This is a genomic window from Ruegeria sp. CI1, from assembly GCF_056536925.1.
Window position 1 is genome coordinate 268682 of sequence record NZ_JBQFQP010000002.1, and the last position, 17679, is coordinate 286360.

Sequence of the window (17679 nt, forward strand, 5' to 3'; positions counted from 1 at the left end):
ACGCGGCAGAAATAGACAGAGGCTCCGATGATTCAGGTACTTTCCAGCGCGTGGGCGCTTTTGCTGGGCATGGGCCTTTTGATGGTTGGCAATGGTCTGCAAGGTACATTGCTGGGCGTTCGGGGCGAGATCGAGGGGTTTACGACCCTTGAGATGTCCTTTGTCATGTCCGCCTATTTCCTGGGCTTTCTTGGTGGGTCGCGGCTCGCGCCCGAGATGATCCGTCGGGTTGGTCATGTACGTGTGTTTGCGGCGCTGGCCTCGTTCATTTCTGCCGTGATGATCATGTATCCCATGCTGGCCAACACGGTCGCATGGTCGCTTGGTCGCGTGATCATCGGGTTTTGCTTTTCCGGGGTCTATGTCACCGCTGAAAGCTGGCTGAACAACGCGGCAAGTAATGAAAACCGTGGGCAGGCACTGTCGCTGTACATGATCGTACAGATGGCCGGGATCATTACCGCCCAGGGCCTGCTTTTGCTTGGCGATCCTGCGGGGTATGAGACCTTTGTCATCGCGTCGATCCTGGTGTCGATTTCGTTCGGTCCGATTCTTCTGTCGATCTCGCCGACACCTGCGTTCGACACCACAAAACCGATGACGCTGAAACAGTTGATGAACATCTCGCCGCTGGGATGTGTAGGGATGTTCCTGCTAGGCGGTGTCTTTTCCGCACAGTTCGGCATGTCTGCGGTTTATGGCGCGCGGGCAGGCTTGAGCCTTGTGGAAATCTCGACCTTTGTTGCGGCTTTCTATGTAGGAGCAGTGGTATTGCAGTATCCGCTGGGGTGGTTCTCGGATCGCATGGATCGGCGCGTTCTGATCATGCTGGCCGCCGCCGTTGGCGGTGGAACCGCACTAATTGCGATGATTTTCGGCAACAGTTTCCATGTTCTTCTTACTGCGGCATTCGTGATCGGGGGCATGACCAACCCGCTGTATTCCCTGCTCATCGCTTATACGAACGACTATCTTGAGCACGAAGACATGGCCGCCGCCTCGGGTGGGCTGGTCTTTATCAACGGTCTCGGCGCAATTGCCGGCCCAGTGATCGTTGGGTGGATGATGGGGGACAGTGTCTTTGGTCCGTCCGGTTTTTTTCTGTTTTTCTCGGGACTTCTGTTCGTGATGACACTTTACGCTCTTTACCGGATGACGCAGCGTGCCTCGACCCCGATAGACGAGACAAGCGCGATGACCACGCTCTATCCGACAGCATCGCCCGTCGTGCTGGAGGTTGCACAAGAGGTTGCGATCGAAGCCGGGCAGGAAGAGCGCGACGCACAGGATGTAGCTTAGTGGTTGGAAATGTGTCGCGAATGTTGCAATATTTTATTGTAACAAGTTGGTAAAAGTCATTTTAATACAAGTAGTGCCCCTGGGGGGGAACATTAGTGGAGCAAGGGCAATGGTAAGTCCTGAAGAAGTATTGAGTTTTTGGTTAGATGAAGTTGGGCCCGAAGGGTGGTACAAGCAGGATGAAGCGCTGGACGCGCTTGTTCGCGACAAGTTTCTCGAAAGCTGGAATGGTGCATGTCAGGGCAAGTTTGCGCTGTGGCTGACCTATCCAAGCGGGACGTTGGCATACATCATCCTGATGGATCAATTTCCGAGGAACATGTTCCGGGGCGAGGGGCGCGCGTTCGCATCAGACCGCGCGGCTCTGTCCGCCGCGAAATGCGCGATCGACAGGGGCTGGGATCTGAGGATCGATGAGCCGGCACGGCAGTTTTTCTATATGCCGTTGATGCATTCGGAAAACCTGTGCGATCAGGAACGCTGCGTTCGTCTGCTGCATCAGCGTATGCCGCAATCAGGTGCCGGCAATCTGTTGCACGCACAAGCGCATCGCGAGATCATCCGCAAGTTCGGGCGTTTTCCGTATCGCAACGAAGCTCTCCATCGCGAGATGACACCGCAGGAAGCTGATTATGTCAGCAGTGGTGGATACGGTCAGACCGTGCGGGAACTGCAAGCCGCGATCTAAGACGCTGGGGTGCAACTTCTGATGTCGTTTATGCTGTTGGCTATGGCCGCAGCGGACGCGTCGATGGCGTGATCGATCAGTTTCTCTGGGGCATCCGCCAGATCCGCCAATTGAGACTGAGTTTTTTCAAGCCTCTGCTCAATCGCATTTGTTCGGGCCAGCACTCCCAGAATTCTCTGGGCCACGGCTGGCGAAATCTCCCCGTTATTCTCACCAAGTTCCTTCAGATCATTTCTAAGTCCCTTCAGCTCGCCCGTGATGTCTTGTGTCTGCGTGCGCAGCGGCTGTAGCAGCTCGAGCCTTTGGGCGAAATCTTCCTTGAAACCGTCGAGGGTCGACAGCAGTTTCCATCCCAGAAACAGGCACAACGCCAAAAGGATCAATGTCGCGTTGAGCATCGCGAGAAGCAAGTCTTTGAGTGTCCTGACCATATCTGATCCCTCTGAACCCGGATGTGAAATTGTGCTATGCCAATCAGTACGCCTTCTTTTCTAGCCAAACGGTGTGGTCGCGTATAGGCTGGAAACCGCTTGTCACATACTGTTTGACCTCGCGTCGCATTTGTCGCGGGGAAGTGTTGTTGATGTGCTTGGAAAATTAGTTTAATGGTAAACTAGTTTTGAAACGACCGGCGCCGAGAGGGAAACATGGCTGCACAATCCTTTGATCTGATCGTAATCGGCGCAGGCCCCGGCGGCTATGTCGCCGCCATTCGTGGAGCGCAGCTGGGCCTGAAAACCGCTGTTGTTGAACGTGAACATTTGGGCGGCATCTGTTTGAATTGGGGGTGCATTCCGACCAAAGCTCTGTTGCGCTCTTCGGAAGTGTTCCACTTGATGGAGCGGGCCAAGGATTTCGGGTTGAAGGCTGAAAATATCGGTTACGATCTGGATGCGGTGGTCAAACGTTCGCGCGGGGTGGCGGCGCAGTTGTCGGGTGGTATCGGCCACCTGTTGAGAAAAAACAAAGTCACCGTTGTAATGGGGGAGGCGACGATCCCCGCCAAGGGCAAGGTCAGCGTCAAGACCGACAAGGGCACCGAGGAACTGACCGCAAATAACATCATCCTTGCTACCGGTGCACGCGCCCGGGAATTGCCGGGACTGGAGGCAGATGGCGATCTGGTCTGGACCTACAAGCACGCGCTGCAGCCACCGCGCATGCCAAAGAAGCTTCTGGTCATCGGTTCGGGCGCGATCGGCATCGAATTCGCGAGCTTTTACAATACTCTGGGCGCAGATACGACCGTGGTCGAAGTGCTGGATCGTGTCTTGCCTGTCGAAGATGCCGAAATCAGCGCTTTTGCCAAGAAAGCCTTTACCAAACAGGGCATGACCATCATGGAAAAGGCGATGGTCAAGCAACTTGATCGCGGCAAGGGCAAGGTCACCGCCCATATCGAGGTCAAGGGCAAGATCGAAAAGCACGAGTTCGACACGGTGATTTCCGCCGTGGGTATTGTTGGCAACGTGGAAAGCCTCGGGCTCGAAGCCCTGGGGGTCAAGATCGATCGCACCCATGTGGTGACGGATGAATTCTGCCGTACCGGGGTCGAGGGGCTTTATGCCATCGGCGATATTGCGGGTGCGCCGTGGTTGGCGCACAAGGCAAGCCACGAGGGTGTCATGGTGGCGGACCTGATCGCGGGCAAGCACGCGCACCCCGTCAAACCTGAAAGCATTGCAGGCTGCACCTATTGCCACCCGCAGGTGGCATCAGTGGGGTATTCCGAAGCCAAGGCCAAGGAACTGGGGTATGAAGTCAAGGTGGGCCGTTTTCCCTTCATTGGTAACGGCAAGGCGATTGCGCTGGGAGAACCCGAAGGGCTGGTCAAAACCGTGTTCGACGCCAAGACCGGTGAATTGCTGGGTGCACACATGATCGGTGCCGAGGTCACTGAAATGATACAAGGTTATGTGGTGGGCCGCCAATTGGAGACCACGGAAGAAGATTTGATGAACACCGTCTTCCCGCATCCCACGCTCAGCGAAATGATGCATGAAAGCGTGCTGGACGCTTACGGGCGGGTGATCCACATGTGATCCCGAAAAACAATTGGATTCTCAAAAGGTCGCGCCTCTGGCGCGGCTTTTTTTGTTGGGCTTTCTGGCGAAAGCCAGTGCCTCCGGCGGGGATATTTGAGGCCAGATGAACACGGGGTCCGCGCCCCGAACCGGTCGGGGCGCTTCACCTGGCGCGGTCATCGGCGTCCCCGCCTGCACCGCGGGGTCACTCTGCCGAAAACGGGTTAAGGATCCGTTACTTCATCTGGCCTCAAATATCCCGGGGTCTGGGGCAGAGCCCCAGCCGGCCTTTCCATGGCACCGCATGAATGTTCTTTGTATGTTCTTATTTTTTGGTTGGAGACTCAGGCTGTCTCAACTATCTATTAGGAATTGTTGCCGAGGTAGGTCATGGCGGAACTGAAGAATATCGAAGTGCGTGGCGCGCGTGAGCACAATCTCAAGGGAATCGACGTGGATATTCCGCGCGACCAGTTGGTGGTGATCACTGGGCTGTCGGGTTCGGGCAAGTCCTCGCTGGCCTTCGATACGATTTATGCCGAAGGGCAGCGGCGCTATGTCGAAAGCCTGTCGGCCTATGCCCGCCAGTTCCTCGATATGATGGAAAAGCCGGATGTGGATCACATCAGCGGCCTGTCCCCCGCAATTTCCATCGAACAGAAGACGACCTCGAAAAACCCGCGCTCGACCGTTGGCACGGTAACCGAGATCTACGATTATCTACGTCTGCTGTTTGCCCGCGCAGGCACTCCCTTCAGCCCGGCCACCGGCCTGCCCATTGAGGCGCAGCAGGTGCAGGACATGGTTGACCGGATTATGGCGATGGAGGAGGGCACGCGCGGCTATTTGCTTGCGCCGATCGTGCGCGATCGGAAGGGCGAGTACAAAAAGGAGTTTCTGGAGCTGCGCAAGCAGGGTTTCCAGCGGGTCAAGGTCGATGGTCAGTTCTATGAGTTGGACGAGCCTCCGGTGCTGGACAAGAAATTCCGCCACGATATCGATGTGGTGGTGGATCGTCTGGTGGTCCGCGAAGGGATGGAGACTCGTCTGGCCGACAGCCTGCGAACCGCGCTTGATCTGGCCGATGGCATCGCCATTCTGGAGACCGCACCGCGCGACGGTGATCCGGAGCGGATCACGTTTTCCGAGAATTTTGCCTGCCCTGTCAGTGGTTTCACCATCCCTGAGATCGAACCGCGCCTGTTTTCATTCAACGCGCCATTCGGGGCTTGCCCGGATTGCGACGGTCTGGGGGTCGAGCTGTTTTTTGACGAACGCCTCGTGGTGCCTGACCAGACGCTCAAGGTCTACGACGGGGCGCTGGCGCCTTGGCGAAAGGGCAAGTCGCCTTATTTCCTGCAGACAATCGAGGCCATTGCGCGCCACTACGAGTTTGACAAGAACACCCCTTGGAAGGATCTGCCCGAGAAGGTGCAGCAAGTGTTCCTGTATGGCTCTGGCGACGAAGAAATTCCCTTCCGCTACGACGAGGGTGGGCGGGTTTATCAAGTCACCCGCACCTTTGAGGGCGTAATCCCGAATATGGAGCGCCGCTATCGCGAGACGGATTCGAATTGGATTCGCGAGGAATTTGAGCGCTATCAAAACAACCGACCCTGCGGAACATGTCGTGGCCATCGCCTGCGCGAAGAAGCGCTGGCGGTGAAAATCGCGGGCCAGCATGTGGGTAACGTGGTGCAGATGTCGATCCGCGAAGCTTTGGCCTGGATCGAGGACGCGCCGAACCATCTGAGCATGCAGAAGAACGAAATCGCGCGCGCCATTCTCAAGGAAATCCGCGAACGATTGGGGTTCCTGAACAATGTGGGATTGGAATATCTTACGTTGTCGCGTTCAAGTGGGACCTTGTCGGGCGGCGAGAGCCAGCGCATCCGTCTGGCCAGCCAGATCGGTTCGGGTCTGACCGGGGTGCTTTATGTGCTGGATGAACCATCGATTGGTCTGCACCAGCGCGACAACGACCGGCTTCTGGGCACGCTCAAGAACCTGCGCGATCAGGGCAATACGGTGATTGTGGTCGAACATGACGAAGAAGCGATCCGCGAGGCGGACTACGTTTTCGACATCGGCCCAGGCGCTGGGGTGCATGGCGGGCAAGTGGTCAGCCATGGAACGCCCGAACACATCGCGGCGGACGCTGCTTCGATCACCGGCCAATACCTGTCCGGCATGCGCGAGATCGCGATTCCGGCGGATCGTCGCGTCGGCAACGGCAAGAAGGTCACTGTGGTAAAGGCCACCGGAAATAACCTCAAGGAGGTGACCGCCGTTTTCCCACTCGGAAAATTCGTCTGTGTGACCGGCGTTTCGGGTGGGGGCAAGTCAACGTTGACCATTGAAACGCTGTTCAAGACCGCCTCGATGAGGTTGAATGGCGCGCGGCAAACCCCAGCGCCATGCGAAACGATCAAGGGGCTTGAGTTTCTGGATAAAGTCATCGACATCGACCAGCGCCCCATCGGGCGCACACCGCGGTCGAACCCGGCGACATACACGGGGGCGTTCACCCCGATCCGCGATTGGTTTGCCGGTCTGCCCGAGGCCAAGGCGCGCGGCTACAAGCCCGGTCGGTTCAGCTTTAACGTCAAGGGCGGGCGGTGCGAGGCCTGTCAGGGTGACGGTGTCATCAAGATCGAAATGCACTTTCTGCCCGATGTCTATGTCACCTGCGAAACCTGCAAGGGCGCACGCTACAACCGCGAAACGCTTGAAATCAAGTTCAAGGGCAAATCCATCGCAGATGTGCTGGACATGACGGTCGAGGATGCGCAGGAGTTTTTCAAGGCGGTGCCGTCGATCCGCGAAAAGATGGATGCTTTGGCGCGGGTGGGTCTGGGCTATATCAAGGTCGGTCAGCAGGCCACAACGCTTTCCGGCGGTGAGGCGCAACGGGTGAAGCTGTCAAAGGAACTCAGCAAGCGTTCGACAGGTCGCACTCTTTATATTCTGGATGAACCCACCACAGGTCTGCATTTTGAAGACGTGCGCAAGCTGTTGGAAGTTTTGCATGAATTGGTTGAACAGGGCAATACTGTCGTGGTGATCGAGCACAATCTGGACGTGGTGAAAACCGCCGACCACATCATCGATATCGGCCCCGAAGGCGGTGATGGCGGTGGACGGATCGTTGCCGAAGGCACCCCAGAGGACGTGGCCGAATGCGAACGCAGCCATACCGGGCGGTATCTGAAGCCGATGTTGAATCCCGAACGGGTTGCGGCCGAGTAGGGCATCGACCAAATCATTTCCGGGCTGCAACGCGTGCCAGACTGTGGCACCCTCTTTGTAACAAGGGAGGAGAGAAGATGCGCAAGTTGCAGACCCAAGGGGTGCATCACATCACGTTAACCGGAGCGGACCGGCAAACCAGCCTTGATTTTTGGGAGGGCGTGCTGGGCATGCCCTTTGTGTTCGACCAGCCCAACCTTGATAATCCGGACGAAGGTCATCTGTATTTCGACCCCGGTGACGGGCGGCTGATCACGGTATTCACCAATGAAAATCGACAAGGCAGTCGCGAACGTACACCGACCGATCCGGGCTGCGTGCACCATCTGGCCTTCAATGTGTCTCAAGCGACGTTCTGGCAGGCCGTCGAGCGGCTTGAGGAACGGGGGATCGGCCATTCCGGCCCCAAGGATCGGGGGTTCATGGATTCGATCTATTTCAAGGACCCGCTGGGATTGCTGATCGAACTGGCAAGCTATCGGTTCGATCCGCCGACAGGCTGTACTCACGCAGATGTTCTGATCCGGGCACACCGGTTGCGGGTCGAAAGAGGCGACTACAACATCGACCGCATCCATTTGGCGGATGCAATCGGAGATTTGGTGCAAAGCAGGCAAGACAGCCTGTCACAGGACCGCTCGCCAAAGAACCCGTATCGCTGAAGTCAGTTCAGGATATCGGCAACCGCGCCGATCAGGTTCAACACCTTATGGGTATCACGGTCGACGCTGTAGACGTAGTCGCCAGCGCGGACATAGTAACCATCGCGCCTCAGACCATAGCGATAGGGATCGTCGATCCGGATGTAGTCGCGATAGATGTAGTCCCCGGTGTAGTAGCGATTCTTGACCTGACCGGGCGGAACACAAGGCACCGCCTTTTTGGCAAGGCCAGGTGGGCAATGACCGACAGAACCGTAGTACCGGCGATCATCGCGGCCATAATCTGGCGATACGCGCTCAATCTTCACACGGTTGTTGTTGTTGTTGTTTCCCTTGCCTTTTCCTTTGCCGTTCCCATTGCCAGCCATAGCAACTGCCGGGCTAAGGGCCAGCGCAAGAATCGCGGCGGTAAAGGCTAGCATTTTCATCGATCATGCTCCTATGCGGTAACGCTGAGGCTGTTGAACTAGCGTTACCTCATCAGATGGGGAATTGCGCCCGCTTTTCAAACCACTGGGCGAAAACCTGCCGTCAGTCACGACTCCGCTTTTCGAACCGGGGTAGCATGGCGCTGAAATCCATGCCCTTGCCATCTTCGTTTTCGACAAAAGCTTCATAAAGCGCGGTGGCGGCCTTGCCCATTGGAGTATCCGCATCGGCGCTTTCGGCGGCTTGCTGGCTGAGACGCAGGTCTTTGAGCATCAGTTCAGCTGCAAATCCCGGCTTGTAGTCATTGTCCGCAGGACTTTGCGGACCGACGCCCGGAGCGGGACAATAGGCGTTCATGGTCCAGCTGTAGCCGGAAGAAGTTGAAACCACGTCGAACATCTTTTGCCGGTCCAGGCCCAGCTTGTCGGCCAGCGCAAAGGCTTCGCATGTGGCGATCATGGTGACGCCGAGGATCATGTTGTTACAGATCTTGGCCGCCTGTCCGGCTCCGGCTTCGCCACAATGTACGGCTTTTTGCCCCATGATCTCAAACAGTGGTGCCGCCTTGGCAAACGCTTCGGCCGAGCCGCCAGCCATGAATGTGAGCGTCCCGGCTGCCGCGCCGCCGATGCCGCCCGAAACAGGGGCGTCGACCGACAGCAACCCTGCCGCTTTTGCCTGTTCGGCCACCGCGCGGGCACTGTCCACGTCCACGGTGGAACAGTCGACCAGCGCCGCGCCCCTGGACATGGCGGGGATCACCTCACCAGCCACCGACCGCAGGATCTGACCGTTGGGGAGCATCGTGATGACCACTTCGGCATCCGTTGAAGCCATTGCCGCACTGTCGGTCATCCGGACACCGTCGATCGACACGTCGGCCATATCAAAGCCAACAACCTCGTGCCCGGCCTTGGCCAGATTGGCGGCCATCGGCGCGCCCATGTTGCCCAGACCAATGAACCCGATTTTCATCTTTCATTCCTCCTTGAATGTCAGTGCGTCTGCGCCAAGTGGTTGCAGCATTTTGGAAACGGCCACGGCGGGAACGTTCATGTCGGCATATTGCCACTTGGGATTGCGATCCTTGTCGATGATCTGTGCACGGATACCTTCAAGGAAATCGCCGTGTTCCGCCGACCGATAGGTGAACCGGTATTCCATCTCCAACGCTTTGCGGATCGTCAGGGACGGGCCGCGAAGCCGATGGAGCATTTCAACCGTGCATGCCATGGAAATCGGACAGTTGCGTCCAAGCGCCTTGAGCGTGCCTTTGGCAAAATCGGTATCTTCGGTCCGCAGGGATGTCAGGATATCGCCCAATGACTCGCCGCCAAAGTGGCGGTCGATGTCCGTCTGAGCTGGGCGCAGGGTACCTTCGGGCGCGGGTTCTGAATGGGTTGCGACGTGTTCGGCATCGCCCGAGGCTTCGAGCATTTCGATCAGGCCGCCCCACTTTTCCTGCGGGATATAGTGGTCTGCGAAGCCCGCAAAAATGGCGTCGTCCGGCCCCATGCGCCCGGCGGTCAATCCCAGATATTCACCCACCCGGCCCGGCGCCAGTGAAAGCTTCAGCGTCCCACCCACATCGGGGATCAGGCCAATGCCGCATTCCGGCATGGCGATTTTGGAGCTTTCGCCAACAACCCGGTGGGTGCCATGACACCCGATGCCGACACCGCCGCCCATGGTAAAGCCCTGCATGAAGCTCACGACCGGCTTGGGGTACTCGAAAATCATCGCGTTCATGCGGTATTCGTCACGCCAGAACGTGCGGCCATAGCCGAAATCGCCCTTGATCCCGGTTTCATAAAGCTCGGCAATATCACCGCCGGCGCAAAAAGCCTTTTCGCCTTCGGCATCCAGGATCACCAGATTGACATCATCATCCTCGCGCCAATTGCGCAGGGCGGTATCGATTGCCATGCACATCTCATAACTCATCGCATTCAACGCATGCGGACGGGTCAGGGTGATCCGGCCGGCTCGTCCGGTCACTCGGATGTCGATGTCAGCCATGGAATCCCTCAGCGGTTGGCAAGCATGTGTCGGGCCACGATGACGCGCATGATCTCGTTTGTTCCCTCGAGGATCTGATGCACGCGCAGGTCACGGACAAGTTTTTCAATCCCGTAATCAGCAAGATAACCGTATCCGCCGTGCAATTGCAGGCATTGATCCACGACTTTCGATCCGGTCTCGGTTACAAACTTTTTGGCCATCGCACAGAATTTCGTGGCATCCGGCGTGCCCTGATCCAGTTTCCATGCGGCCTGGCGCAGAAAGGTGCGTGCCGCCTGCAGCTCGATCTCCATATCCGCCAGCCGGAATTGCAGCGCCTGGAACTGATCGATGGATTTGCCGAAAGCCTTGCGCTCGGACATGTACTGCAGCGTCATGTTGATTGCAGTCTGCGCGGCCCCAAGTGAGCAGGACGAGATGTTCAGGCGCCCGCCATCCAGGCCCATCATCGCGTATTTGAAACCATCGCCTTCGGTTCCCACCAGATTACCGGAGGGAATCTTGCAATCATCGAATTGGACCTGCGCTGTCGGCTGGCTTTTCCAGCCCATCTTTTGTTCCAGCGCGCCAAAGCTGAGGCCGGGGGTGCCATCCTCGACATAAACGGTTGAAATCCCCCTGGGACCGTCTTCACCGGTGCGCACCATGCAGACATAGGCGTCGGAATATCCGCCACCCGAGATGAACGCCTTGGTGCCGTTGAGCGTGTAACCTTCGTTGGTGCGTTCGGCACGGGTCTTCAGGGCTGCCGCATCCGACCCCGAGCCGGGTTCGGTCAGGCAATAGCTGAGCACGGTGTTGAGGCTCAACACGTCCGGCATGATGCGCGCCTTCAGCTCGTCGCTGGCGAAGCTGTCAAGCATCTTGGCGCACATATTGTGGATCGATAGAAAGGCCGCGACCGAGGGGCAGGCCATCGACAGGGCTTCGAAGACTAGCGTCGCGTCGAGCCGGGTCAGACCCGAGCCGCCACTTTCTTCCGAGACATAAAGGCCGCCAAACCCAAGTTCGCCAACCTGTGGCCACAGCTCTTTTGGGATCGTGCCCTCGGCCTCCCATTGACGGGCAAAGGGGGCGATGTTTTCCTGCCCAAAGGCGTGGGCCATGTCAAAAATGGCTGTCTGTTCCTCGGTCAGTGCGAAATCCATGGCCTGTCTCCCTTGCGCGCGATGAATTGAACGACTGTTTATTTCTGAATTCTTACAGAAGTTTTTCAACGACAGAAAGAGCCATTGCTGTTTGATGCGGCCTGACTTGGCTTGTCGACAGACTAGAGGTCCGCGTGGAATTCTTCGATCAGGTGTCTAACGACTGCCTGACCGCCATCTTCGTCTCTGGAAATGGCTTCAGCATGGACCCGGCGCTGGCGGGTCGCGGAGGTGCCGGTATTGGCAATCTGGCGCAGACGAGCAATCTCAGGCAGCGTTCCGAGAGCTTCGGCATCCTCGGCCAACATGCCTATCAATTCGTCCATCAACTCGATCATCGGCTTGATCGACCGGTCACCGAAGTCGATCAGGCCTTCGCCTACACCATAGCGTTGCGCGCGCCAGCGGTTCTCTCCGATCAGGAAACGATCATAGTGGCGCCACCGCAGGTTGCGGTCCTTGAGGCGGCACAGCATGCGCACAAGCGCCTGGTTCATTGCGGCCAGCGACAGCGTATGTTCCAGTCTCGGCTGAACATCCATGATCCGGGTCTCAAGGGTCGGAAACCGATGCGATGGCCGCAAATCCCACCAGATTTTTGTCGTGTCCTCGATTACGCCGAGTTCAACCAGAATACCGGTGGTACGCTGGTATTCCGCCCAACTGCCAAAACTCGGCGGCAATCCGGTTCGCGGCAGGTTGTCAAAGACTGTCAGGCGATATGAGGACAGGCCTGTGTCCTCGCCATTCCAGAAGGGTGACGAGGTCGACAAGGCAAGAAGATGAGGCAGGAAATAGCACAACTGGGGCATCAGATCGGCGCGCAGGGATGCGTCTTCGATGCCGACATGAACGTGCATTCCGCAAATCAGCATGCGTCGGGCAACGCCGCCCAGGGCATGCTGCAATGCGTCATAGCGTTCCTTGCGGGTGTGATGCTGATCTTTCCAGTTGGCGAAGGGATGGCATGACACGGCGATCGGCGCCAGATTGTGCTCTGCGGCGCGTTGGGACACGCAGGACCGCAGACGCTTGAGGTCGTCGCGTGCGCCGGCAATCGTGGCGTGGGGGCGGGTGCCGACCTCGATCTGGCATTGCAGGAACTCCGGACTGACCTGACCTTCGAAATCACTCTGGCACGCTTCCATCAATGCCGCAGGTGCTTCGGAAAGTTGCAGGGAATCCTTGTCGACCAGCAGGTATTCTTCCTCGATACCCAGCGTAAACTCCTGCTGCATGTCGTGCCTCCCGTTCGAAATTTCGTCTAGTGAATACGGAAATCCCCTTTTTGCCAAGGGTTTGGGCGCAGGTTCTTGCGAAAGGCGCTGTGGGCCGGGTATTGAGGCGCGAAGCCGCAATGAAAAAGGACCGCTCAGGTGAAGCCCAGAAAGTTCCCCCGGATAAACGCGATGCTGGATTCATTCGGGGTAAAACTGATCGACAAGACCAGAGAATTGGACGAGCGCGCGAGGCTTGAAGCCTTTGAACGGGCAGGAGGCCTGGATCGCCCCGCATATACATTGTCGCCGGGGATGCAGGATTTCGATATCACCAGCCTGGTCGAAGACTATGAGGCCCACGGCAATGCACTTGCAGCGTTGAAGGACCCATCCAAAAACCAGACAGGATACCGCACTGAAAACGGCTATTTCGACAGTCCAGATGCGGACGCGCTTTACCTAATGGTCCGACGGTATCAGCCAAAGCGCGTGATCGAGGTTGGATGCGGCAATTCTACCAGGGTAACACGTCAGGCCAGCATCGACGGCGGGCTGGATACCCGGATTACCGCGATCGACCCGTATCCAAGGGCCGACATCGCGCATGTGGTGGATCGGTTTGAACAGAAGCGCCTTGAAGACGTGGAGCCGGAGCTGTTTGCCGAGCTCGAAGCGGATGACATCCTGTTCATCGACTCCAGCCATGTCGTAAGGATGAGCAACGACGTGGCGCATCTGTTCTGCCGCATCATCCCGCAATTGAAGCCTGGTGTGGTCATCCACGTGCATGACGTGTTCCTACCCTATGAATACCCGAAACGGTTTTTTTATGATTGCCCGGGATGGGCCGAACAGTACGTGTTGCACGCCCTGCTTCAGTCCGGTGGATTCGAGATGCTTTGGCCCGGTTATTACTTGCAGCAAGCCCGCCCGGATGCAGTAGAGGAATTGCCATTTCTCAAGGCTGGCAGGGCCCAAAGCCTCTGGGTTCAGAAAATTACTCAAATTAATTTTGATCCGATCTGAAAAAGGCTGCGTATCTCCTTTCATCACAAGCGGGAGAGGAGATTTCCGATATGTTTCGAAGAGGGTTTTTGGGAGCCGTAGCTGCGGCAAGCGTTGCATTCGCGGGCGCGGTGCCGTTGCAGGCCAAAGCAGAAATGGACATTGTCGACACAGCGGTCGCAGCAGGTTCTTTCAACACTCTGGTTGCGGCGGTTCAGGCTGCGGACCTTGTGGGAACGCTGAAAAGCAAAGGGCCATTCACGGTATTCGCCCCAACGGATGAAGCCTTCGCGGCACTTCCCGAGGGAACGGTGGAAAATCTGTTGAAGCCGGAAAACAAGGATCAACTGGTCGCCATCCTGACCTATCACGTCGTGCCGGCCGAGATCATGTCGGGTGATATTGCCGGTAAACGCGCGCAAGTTCTGACCGTGCAGGGCGACCGGCTGAGCGTAAACGCTCGCAATGGCGTAAAGGTAGACAAAGCCAAGGTTGTTCAGGCCGATATCGAAGCGTCGAACGGAGTGATTCACGTCATAGATACGGTCCTGCTGCCTGAGTGAGCACCCCTGTGTTCAGGCAGACTGCCCCGGCCCTTGGTGGCCGGGGCTTTTTGTTATTAAACCAGCCGGACCTGGGTGCCGACCTGCACCAGTTGATACAGTTCCTCGACGTGGCGGTTGTAAAGGCCAATGCAACCGGATGAGCTTTGACGCCCGATCTTTCGGGTGTCGTGCGTGCCATGAACCAGATATGCGGGCCAGGTCAGATACATGGCGCGGGAGCCAAGCGGATTTCCTGGGTCGCCGCCATCGATACGAACAGGCAGGGTCGGGTCCCGCTCGCGCATCGACGCCGTCGGGGTCCAGCTTGGGTTCTCGGTTTTGCGCACAACTTCAGTATAGCCGCGCTTTGTCAGTTCTTCGCTCATCGGTACCGAGGACGGGTACAGGCGATACGTCTGCCCATCGCCACCCCAATAGTGCACCGCGCGGCTGGTGATGTCCGCCAGCAGGCAACCGACACCCAGTTGGTCAAAATGGTCCTGCCAGCTTTGTTGCGAGAAAGACGAGATATTGCGACGTACGGGCACCTGCGTCTCGATCGGAGGTTCCTCTGCCGGAAAAGCGCTCTGCGCGCGAACGAGGGCAGGGGTGGCCAAAGTAGTGGCGGCACCCAATAGAATGCTGCGGCGTGATATTTTGGGCTGGGACAAGATTGCCTCCGGAATGTCGCTGCTCGATATGTATTTGCGCGGGAAATTATGCGCTGCGCGTTCACTTTTAAAGATGGAATTTTCGAAATTTGCGTGAGCGTGATGCGAAATCAGGTTGTGTCCGGCAAAGAACTGCCTGAACAAAAGACCCCGACCGTTTGGCCGGGGTCGTCAAGACGGTTGTTGCAGGTCGATCAATCCATGGCCTTGAAGTTGAACTCGCCGCCTTCCTTGATGCCGGACGGCCAGCGGGCGGTCACGGTCTTGGTGCGGGTGTAGAACTTGAAGCTGTCGGGGCCGTGCTGGTTCAGGTCGCCGAACATGGATTTCTTCCAGCCGCCAAAGGTGTGATAGGCCAGCGGAACCGGGATCGGAACATTGATACCGACCATGCCGATGTTGATGCGGCTGGCGAAATCACGGGCGGTGTCGCCATCACGGGTATAAATCGCGGTGCCGTTTCCATATTCGTGGCTCATCGCCAAACCTATGGCTTCTTCGTAAGATCCGGCGCGCACAGTGGACAGGACCGGGCCGAAAATCTCGGTTTTGTAGATGTCCATGTCGGGGGTGACGCGGTCAAACAGGTGCGGGCCGACAAAGAAGCCGTCTTCGTAACCCTGCAATGAGAAGTTGCGGTTATCGACAACCAGCTCCGCACCCTGATCGACACCGGACTGGATCAAGCCCATGATCCGTTCTTTTGCCTCACGAGTCACGACGGGGCCCATGTCGACGTCGTCACCGGCAGTGTAAGGGCCAACTTTCAGCTTTTCGATGCGCGGAACCAGCTTTTCGATCAGACGATCGGCAGTTTCCTCGCCCACCGGCACGGCGACCGATACGGCCATGCAGCGTTCGCCTGCCGCGCCGAAGCCGGCGCCGACCAGAGCGTCTGCCGCCTGATCCATGTCGGCATCGGGCATCACGATCATGTGGTTTTTGGCGCCGCCGAAACACTGGGCCCGTTTGCCATTCGCGGTGGCGCGGGCATAGATGTACTGCGCGATCGGGGTGGAGCCCACGAAAGACACGCCTTGAATGATGTCGCTGTCGAGAAGGGTATCAACCGCTTCCTTGTCGCCGTTGACGACCTGGAAGACGCCTTCGGGCAGTCCCGCCTCGACGAACAGTTCCGCCAACATCAGCGGCACCGATGGGTCGCGTTCAGAGGGCTTCAGCACCACGGCGTTGCCGCAAGCCAGTGCAGGGCCCACGTGCCACAGCGGCATCATGGCGGGAAAGTTGAACGGCATGATCGAGGCCACCACGCCCAACGGCTGGCGCATCGAATACATGTCGATGCCGGGGCCGGCGCTGTCGGTGAATTCGCCTTTCAGCATCTGCGGCGCGCCGATGCAGTATTCGATCACCTCGAGACCGCGCTGCAGGTCACCTTTGGCGTCGGGCAGGGTCTTGCCATGCTCTCGGCTCAGCGCCTCGGCCAGCTTGTCCATGTCGCGGTTCATCAAACCGACCATGGCCATCATTACGCGAGCGCGGCGCTGGGGGTTGAAGGCGGCCCATTGTGGCTGTGCGGCAGCTGCCTGTTCGATGGCGGCCGTGGTTTCGGCTGCGCTGGCCATCGGGCACTGATATTGCACTTCGCCAGTTGCGGGGTTGAAGACATCGGCAGTACGGCCGGACGTGCCAGCGACGTGTTTGCCATTGATGAAGTGATAAAGTTCTTGCATGTGAAACTCCTCCGGTGACGTTGCGCGCACCATAGGCTTGCATAAATCAACTGAACAGAGGCAATATTCCAAAGCAGTTTTGCAAATTTGTAGGTGCGGAATGGAGCCGAACTGGGACGACATGAAGGTGTTTCTTGCCGTAGCGCGGGAGGAAAGCCTGTCAGGTGCCGGAAAGCAGCTTAAACTGGACCCGGCAACTGTCGGTCGCAGGATATCGCGCCTTGAAACCGCTCTCGGTGCTCCGCTTTTCACGAAATCGCCACAGGGCTATGTGCTGACGCCCGCCGGGGAACGGTTGCTGAAACATGGTGAACAGGCCGAAGAGGCGATGCGTCTGGCAGCAGGGGCAATGGCTGGACCGGCTGAAAAACTGTCAGGCCAGATCCGCATCGGGGCACCGGACGGGAGCGCCAACTATCTGTTGCCACAAGTCTGCGCCAGGATCAGCGACGCGAATCCCGATCTCGACATCCAGATTCTTGCATTGCCTCGGATCATCAATCTGTCTCGCCGCGAGGCGGATATGGCGGTGACAGTGAGCGCGCCCACGGCGGGGCAATTGCTGGTGCAGAGGATCAGTGACTACAAACTGCACTTGGTTGCCACGCAAGATTACCTCGCCTCCCATCCCCGGATCAATTCGGTTGAGGACCTCAAGGGCCATCGCATGATCGGTTACATCCCCGATATGATCTTTGACCGGGAACTGGATTACCTGAACGACATTGGTATCGAACGGGTTCCACTCGCGTCCAATTCGGTCTCTGTCCAATTGCGCCAGGTGACGTTGGGAACCGGGGTTTGCGTGGCCCATGATTTCACTTTGCCATTCCATCCGCAGCTCAGGAAAATCCTGACCGATCAGATCAGTCTGACCCGAGGGTTTCATCTGGTGCGGCATTTGGGCGACAAGCGCAACGAGCGTCTGAACCGGTTCGCCGAGGCGCTCAGCCGCGGCATACGCGACGAGGTAGCGCGGCTGGAGGCGGCAGCTTCATCTTGACAGGGCCATGCAATGCAGCA

At 57.7% G+C, this 17679-nt stretch carries 16 protein-coding genes; 8 read left to right on the forward strand and 8 right to left on the reverse strand.

Annotation, left to right across the window (positions count from 1 at the left end; all coding sequences use genetic code 11):
- The first annotated feature begins 27 nt into the window (after positions 1-27).
- A complete protein-coding gene (locus ACR0LZ_RS03280; RefSeq protein ID WP_480748343.1) occupies positions 28-1299 on the forward strand; it encodes an MFS transporter in 1272 nt (423 codons plus the stop codon).
- 109 nt (positions 1300-1408) lie between these two features.
- Positions 1409-1987 (forward strand): DUF924 family protein, encoded by a 579-nt coding sequence (locus tag ACR0LZ_RS03285; RefSeq protein WP_480748344.1) that lies wholly within the window; start codon positions 1409-1411, stop codon positions 1985-1987.
- Here ACR0LZ_RS03285 and ACR0LZ_RS03290 read toward each other — a convergent pair.
- Complete coding sequence (locus tag ACR0LZ_RS03290) at positions 1984-2418, reverse strand: hypothetical protein (protein ID WP_480748345.1); 435 nt, start codon at positions 2416-2418, stop codon at positions 1984-1986. The two genes, ACR0LZ_RS03285 and ACR0LZ_RS03290, sit on opposite strands and share 4 nt — an antisense overlap.
- A 216-nt stretch (positions 2419-2634) precedes the next feature.
- On the opposite strand from ACR0LZ_RS03290, the gene lpdA reads away from it, so the two are divergent.
- The 3 genes from lpdA to ACR0LZ_RS03305 all read left to right on the forward strand — a co-directional run bounded on the left by lpdA (position 2635) and on the right by ACR0LZ_RS03305 (position 7922).
- Positions 2635-4029 (forward strand): dihydrolipoyl dehydrogenase, encoded by a 1395-nt coding sequence (gene lpdA, locus ACR0LZ_RS03295; RefSeq protein ID WP_480748346.1) that lies wholly within the window; start codon positions 2635-2637, stop codon positions 4027-4029.
- Between the two features lie 372 nt (positions 4030-4401).
- On the forward strand, positions 4402-7260 hold the full coding sequence (uvrA, locus tag ACR0LZ_RS03300; protein ID WP_480748347.1) for an excinuclease ABC subunit UvrA: 2859 nt from the start codon (positions 4402-4404) through the stop codon (positions 7258-7260).
- A gap of 77 nt (positions 7261-7337) precedes the next feature.
- A complete protein-coding gene (locus ACR0LZ_RS03305; protein ID WP_480748348.1) occupies positions 7338-7922 on the forward strand; it encodes a VOC family protein in 585 nt (194 codons plus the stop codon).
- 2 nt (positions 7923-7924) lie between these two features.
- On the opposite strand, the gene ACR0LZ_RS03310 is transcribed toward ACR0LZ_RS03305, so the two are convergent.
- The 5 genes from ACR0LZ_RS03310 to ACR0LZ_RS03330 form a co-directional block, all read right to left on the reverse strand.
- Positions 7925-8350 (reverse strand): hypothetical protein, encoded by a 426-nt coding sequence (locus ACR0LZ_RS03310; protein ID WP_480748349.1) that lies wholly within the window; start codon positions 8348-8350, stop codon positions 7925-7927.
- 103 nt (positions 8351-8453) lie between these two features.
- The gene (gene mmsB / locus ACR0LZ_RS03315) at positions 8454-9326 is read right to left on the reverse strand and encodes a 3-hydroxyisobutyrate dehydrogenase (RefSeq protein WP_480748350.1); all 873 of its coding nucleotides are present in this window, start codon (positions 9324-9326) and stop codon (positions 8454-8456) included.
- A 3-nt stretch (positions 9327-9329) separates the two neighbouring features.
- A complete protein-coding gene (locus ACR0LZ_RS03320; protein WP_480748351.1) occupies positions 9330-10370 on the reverse strand; it encodes an enoyl-CoA hydratase/isomerase family protein in 1041 nt (346 codons plus the stop codon).
- 8 nt (positions 10371-10378) lie between these two features.
- Entirely contained in the window at positions 10379-11521 is a 1143-nt protein-coding gene (locus tag ACR0LZ_RS03325; RefSeq protein WP_480748352.1) for an acyl-CoA dehydrogenase family protein, read from the reverse strand.
- A 122-nt stretch (positions 11522-11643) separates the two neighbouring features.
- Positions 11644-12759: a carboxylate-amine ligase gene (locus tag ACR0LZ_RS03330; RefSeq protein WP_480748353.1), complete on the reverse strand. Its 1116-nt coding sequence runs from the start codon at positions 12757-12759 to the stop codon at positions 11644-11646.
- A gap of 171 nt (positions 12760-12930) precedes the next feature.
- On the opposite strand from ACR0LZ_RS03330, the gene ACR0LZ_RS03335 reads away from it, so the two are divergent.
- Positions 12931-13767 carry a class I SAM-dependent methyltransferase gene (locus ACR0LZ_RS03335; protein WP_480748354.1) on the forward strand — a complete coding sequence of 279 codons (837 nt, stop codon included), beginning with the start codon at positions 12931-12933 and terminating at the stop codon, positions 13765-13767.
- Positions 13768-13817: 50 nt separating this feature from the next.
- A complete protein-coding gene (locus tag ACR0LZ_RS03340) occupies positions 13818-14309 on the forward strand; it encodes a fasciclin domain-containing protein (protein WP_480748355.1) in 492 nt (163 codons plus the stop codon).
- A 56-nt stretch (positions 14310-14365) separates the two neighbouring features.
- On the opposite strand, the gene ACR0LZ_RS03345 is transcribed toward ACR0LZ_RS03340, so the two are convergent.
- Together ACR0LZ_RS03345 and ACR0LZ_RS03350 are read right to left on the reverse strand one after the other, a co-directional pair.
- Complete coding sequence (locus ACR0LZ_RS03345) at positions 14366-14962, reverse strand: L,D-transpeptidase (protein ID WP_480748356.1); 597 nt, start codon at positions 14960-14962, stop codon at positions 14366-14368.
- A gap of 194 nt (positions 14963-15156) precedes the next feature.
- A complete protein-coding gene (locus ACR0LZ_RS03350; protein WP_480748357.1) occupies positions 15157-16656 on the reverse strand; it encodes a CoA-acylating methylmalonate-semialdehyde dehydrogenase in 1500 nt (499 codons plus the stop codon).
- A 100-nt stretch (positions 16657-16756) separates the two neighbouring features.
- Between ACR0LZ_RS03350 and ACR0LZ_RS03355 the strand changes: the two genes are divergently transcribed.
- The gene (locus tag ACR0LZ_RS03355; RefSeq protein WP_480748358.1) at positions 16757-17659 is read left to right on the forward strand and encodes a LysR family transcriptional regulator; all 903 of its coding nucleotides are present in this window, start codon (positions 16757-16759) and stop codon (positions 17657-17659) included.
- Positions 17660-17679: the final 20 nt, after the last annotated feature.

Bases quoted from the DNA above. Each gene is read 5' to 3' on its own strand.
- ACR0LZ_RS03290 (WP_480748345.1), bottom strand. From the start codon at position 2,418: ATGGTCAGGACACTCAAAGACTTGCTTCTCGCGATGCTCAACGCGACA.
- ACR0LZ_RS03285 (WP_480748344.1), top strand. From the start codon at position 1,409: ATGGTAAGTCCTGAAGAAGTATTGAGTTTTTGGTTAGATGAAGTTGGG.
- ACR0LZ_RS03355 (WP_480748358.1), top strand. From the start codon at position 16,757: ATGGAGCCGAACTGGGACGACATGAAGGTGTTTCTTGCCGTAGCGCGG.
- ACR0LZ_RS03320 (WP_480748351.1), bottom strand. From the start codon at position 10,370: ATGGCTGACATCGACATCCGAGTGACCGGACGAGCCGGCCGGATCACC.
- ACR0LZ_RS03340 (WP_480748355.1), top strand. From the start codon at position 13,818: ATGTTTCGAAGAGGGTTTTTGGGAGCCGTAGCTGCGGCAAGCGTTGCA.
- uvrA (WP_480748347.1), top strand. From the start codon at position 4,402: ATGGCGGAACTGAAGAATATCGAAGTGCGTGGCGCGCGTGAGCACAAT.
- ACR0LZ_RS03325 (WP_480748352.1), bottom strand. From the start codon at position 11,521: ATGGATTTCGCACTGACCGAGGAACAGACAGCCATTTTTGACATGGCC.
- mmsB (WP_480748350.1), bottom strand. From the start codon at position 9,326: ATGAAAATCGGGTTCATTGGTCTGGGCAACATGGGCGCGCCGATGGCC.
- lpdA (WP_480748346.1), top strand. From the start codon at position 2,635: ATGGCTGCACAATCCTTTGATCTGATCGTAATCGGCGCAGGCCCCGGC.
- ACR0LZ_RS03330 (WP_480748353.1), bottom strand. From the start codon at position 12,759: ATGCAGCAGGAGTTTACGCTGGGTATCGAGGAAGAATACCTGCTGGTC.
- ACR0LZ_RS03305 (WP_480748348.1), top strand. From the start codon at position 7,338: ATGCGCAAGTTGCAGACCCAAGGGGTGCATCACATCACGTTAACCGGA.
- ACR0LZ_RS03310 (WP_480748349.1), bottom strand. From the start codon at position 8,350: ATGAAAATGCTAGCCTTTACCGCCGCGATTCTTGCGCTGGCCCTTAGC.
- ACR0LZ_RS03280 (WP_480748343.1), top strand. From the start codon at position 28: ATGATTCAGGTACTTTCCAGCGCGTGGGCGCTTTTGCTGGGCATGGGC.
- ACR0LZ_RS03335 (WP_480748354.1), top strand. From the start codon at position 12,931: ATGCTGGATTCATTCGGGGTAAAACTGATCGACAAGACCAGAGAATTG.
- ACR0LZ_RS03350 (WP_480748357.1), bottom strand. From the start codon at position 16,656: ATGCAAGAACTTTATCACTTCATCAATGGCAAACACGTCGCTGGCACG.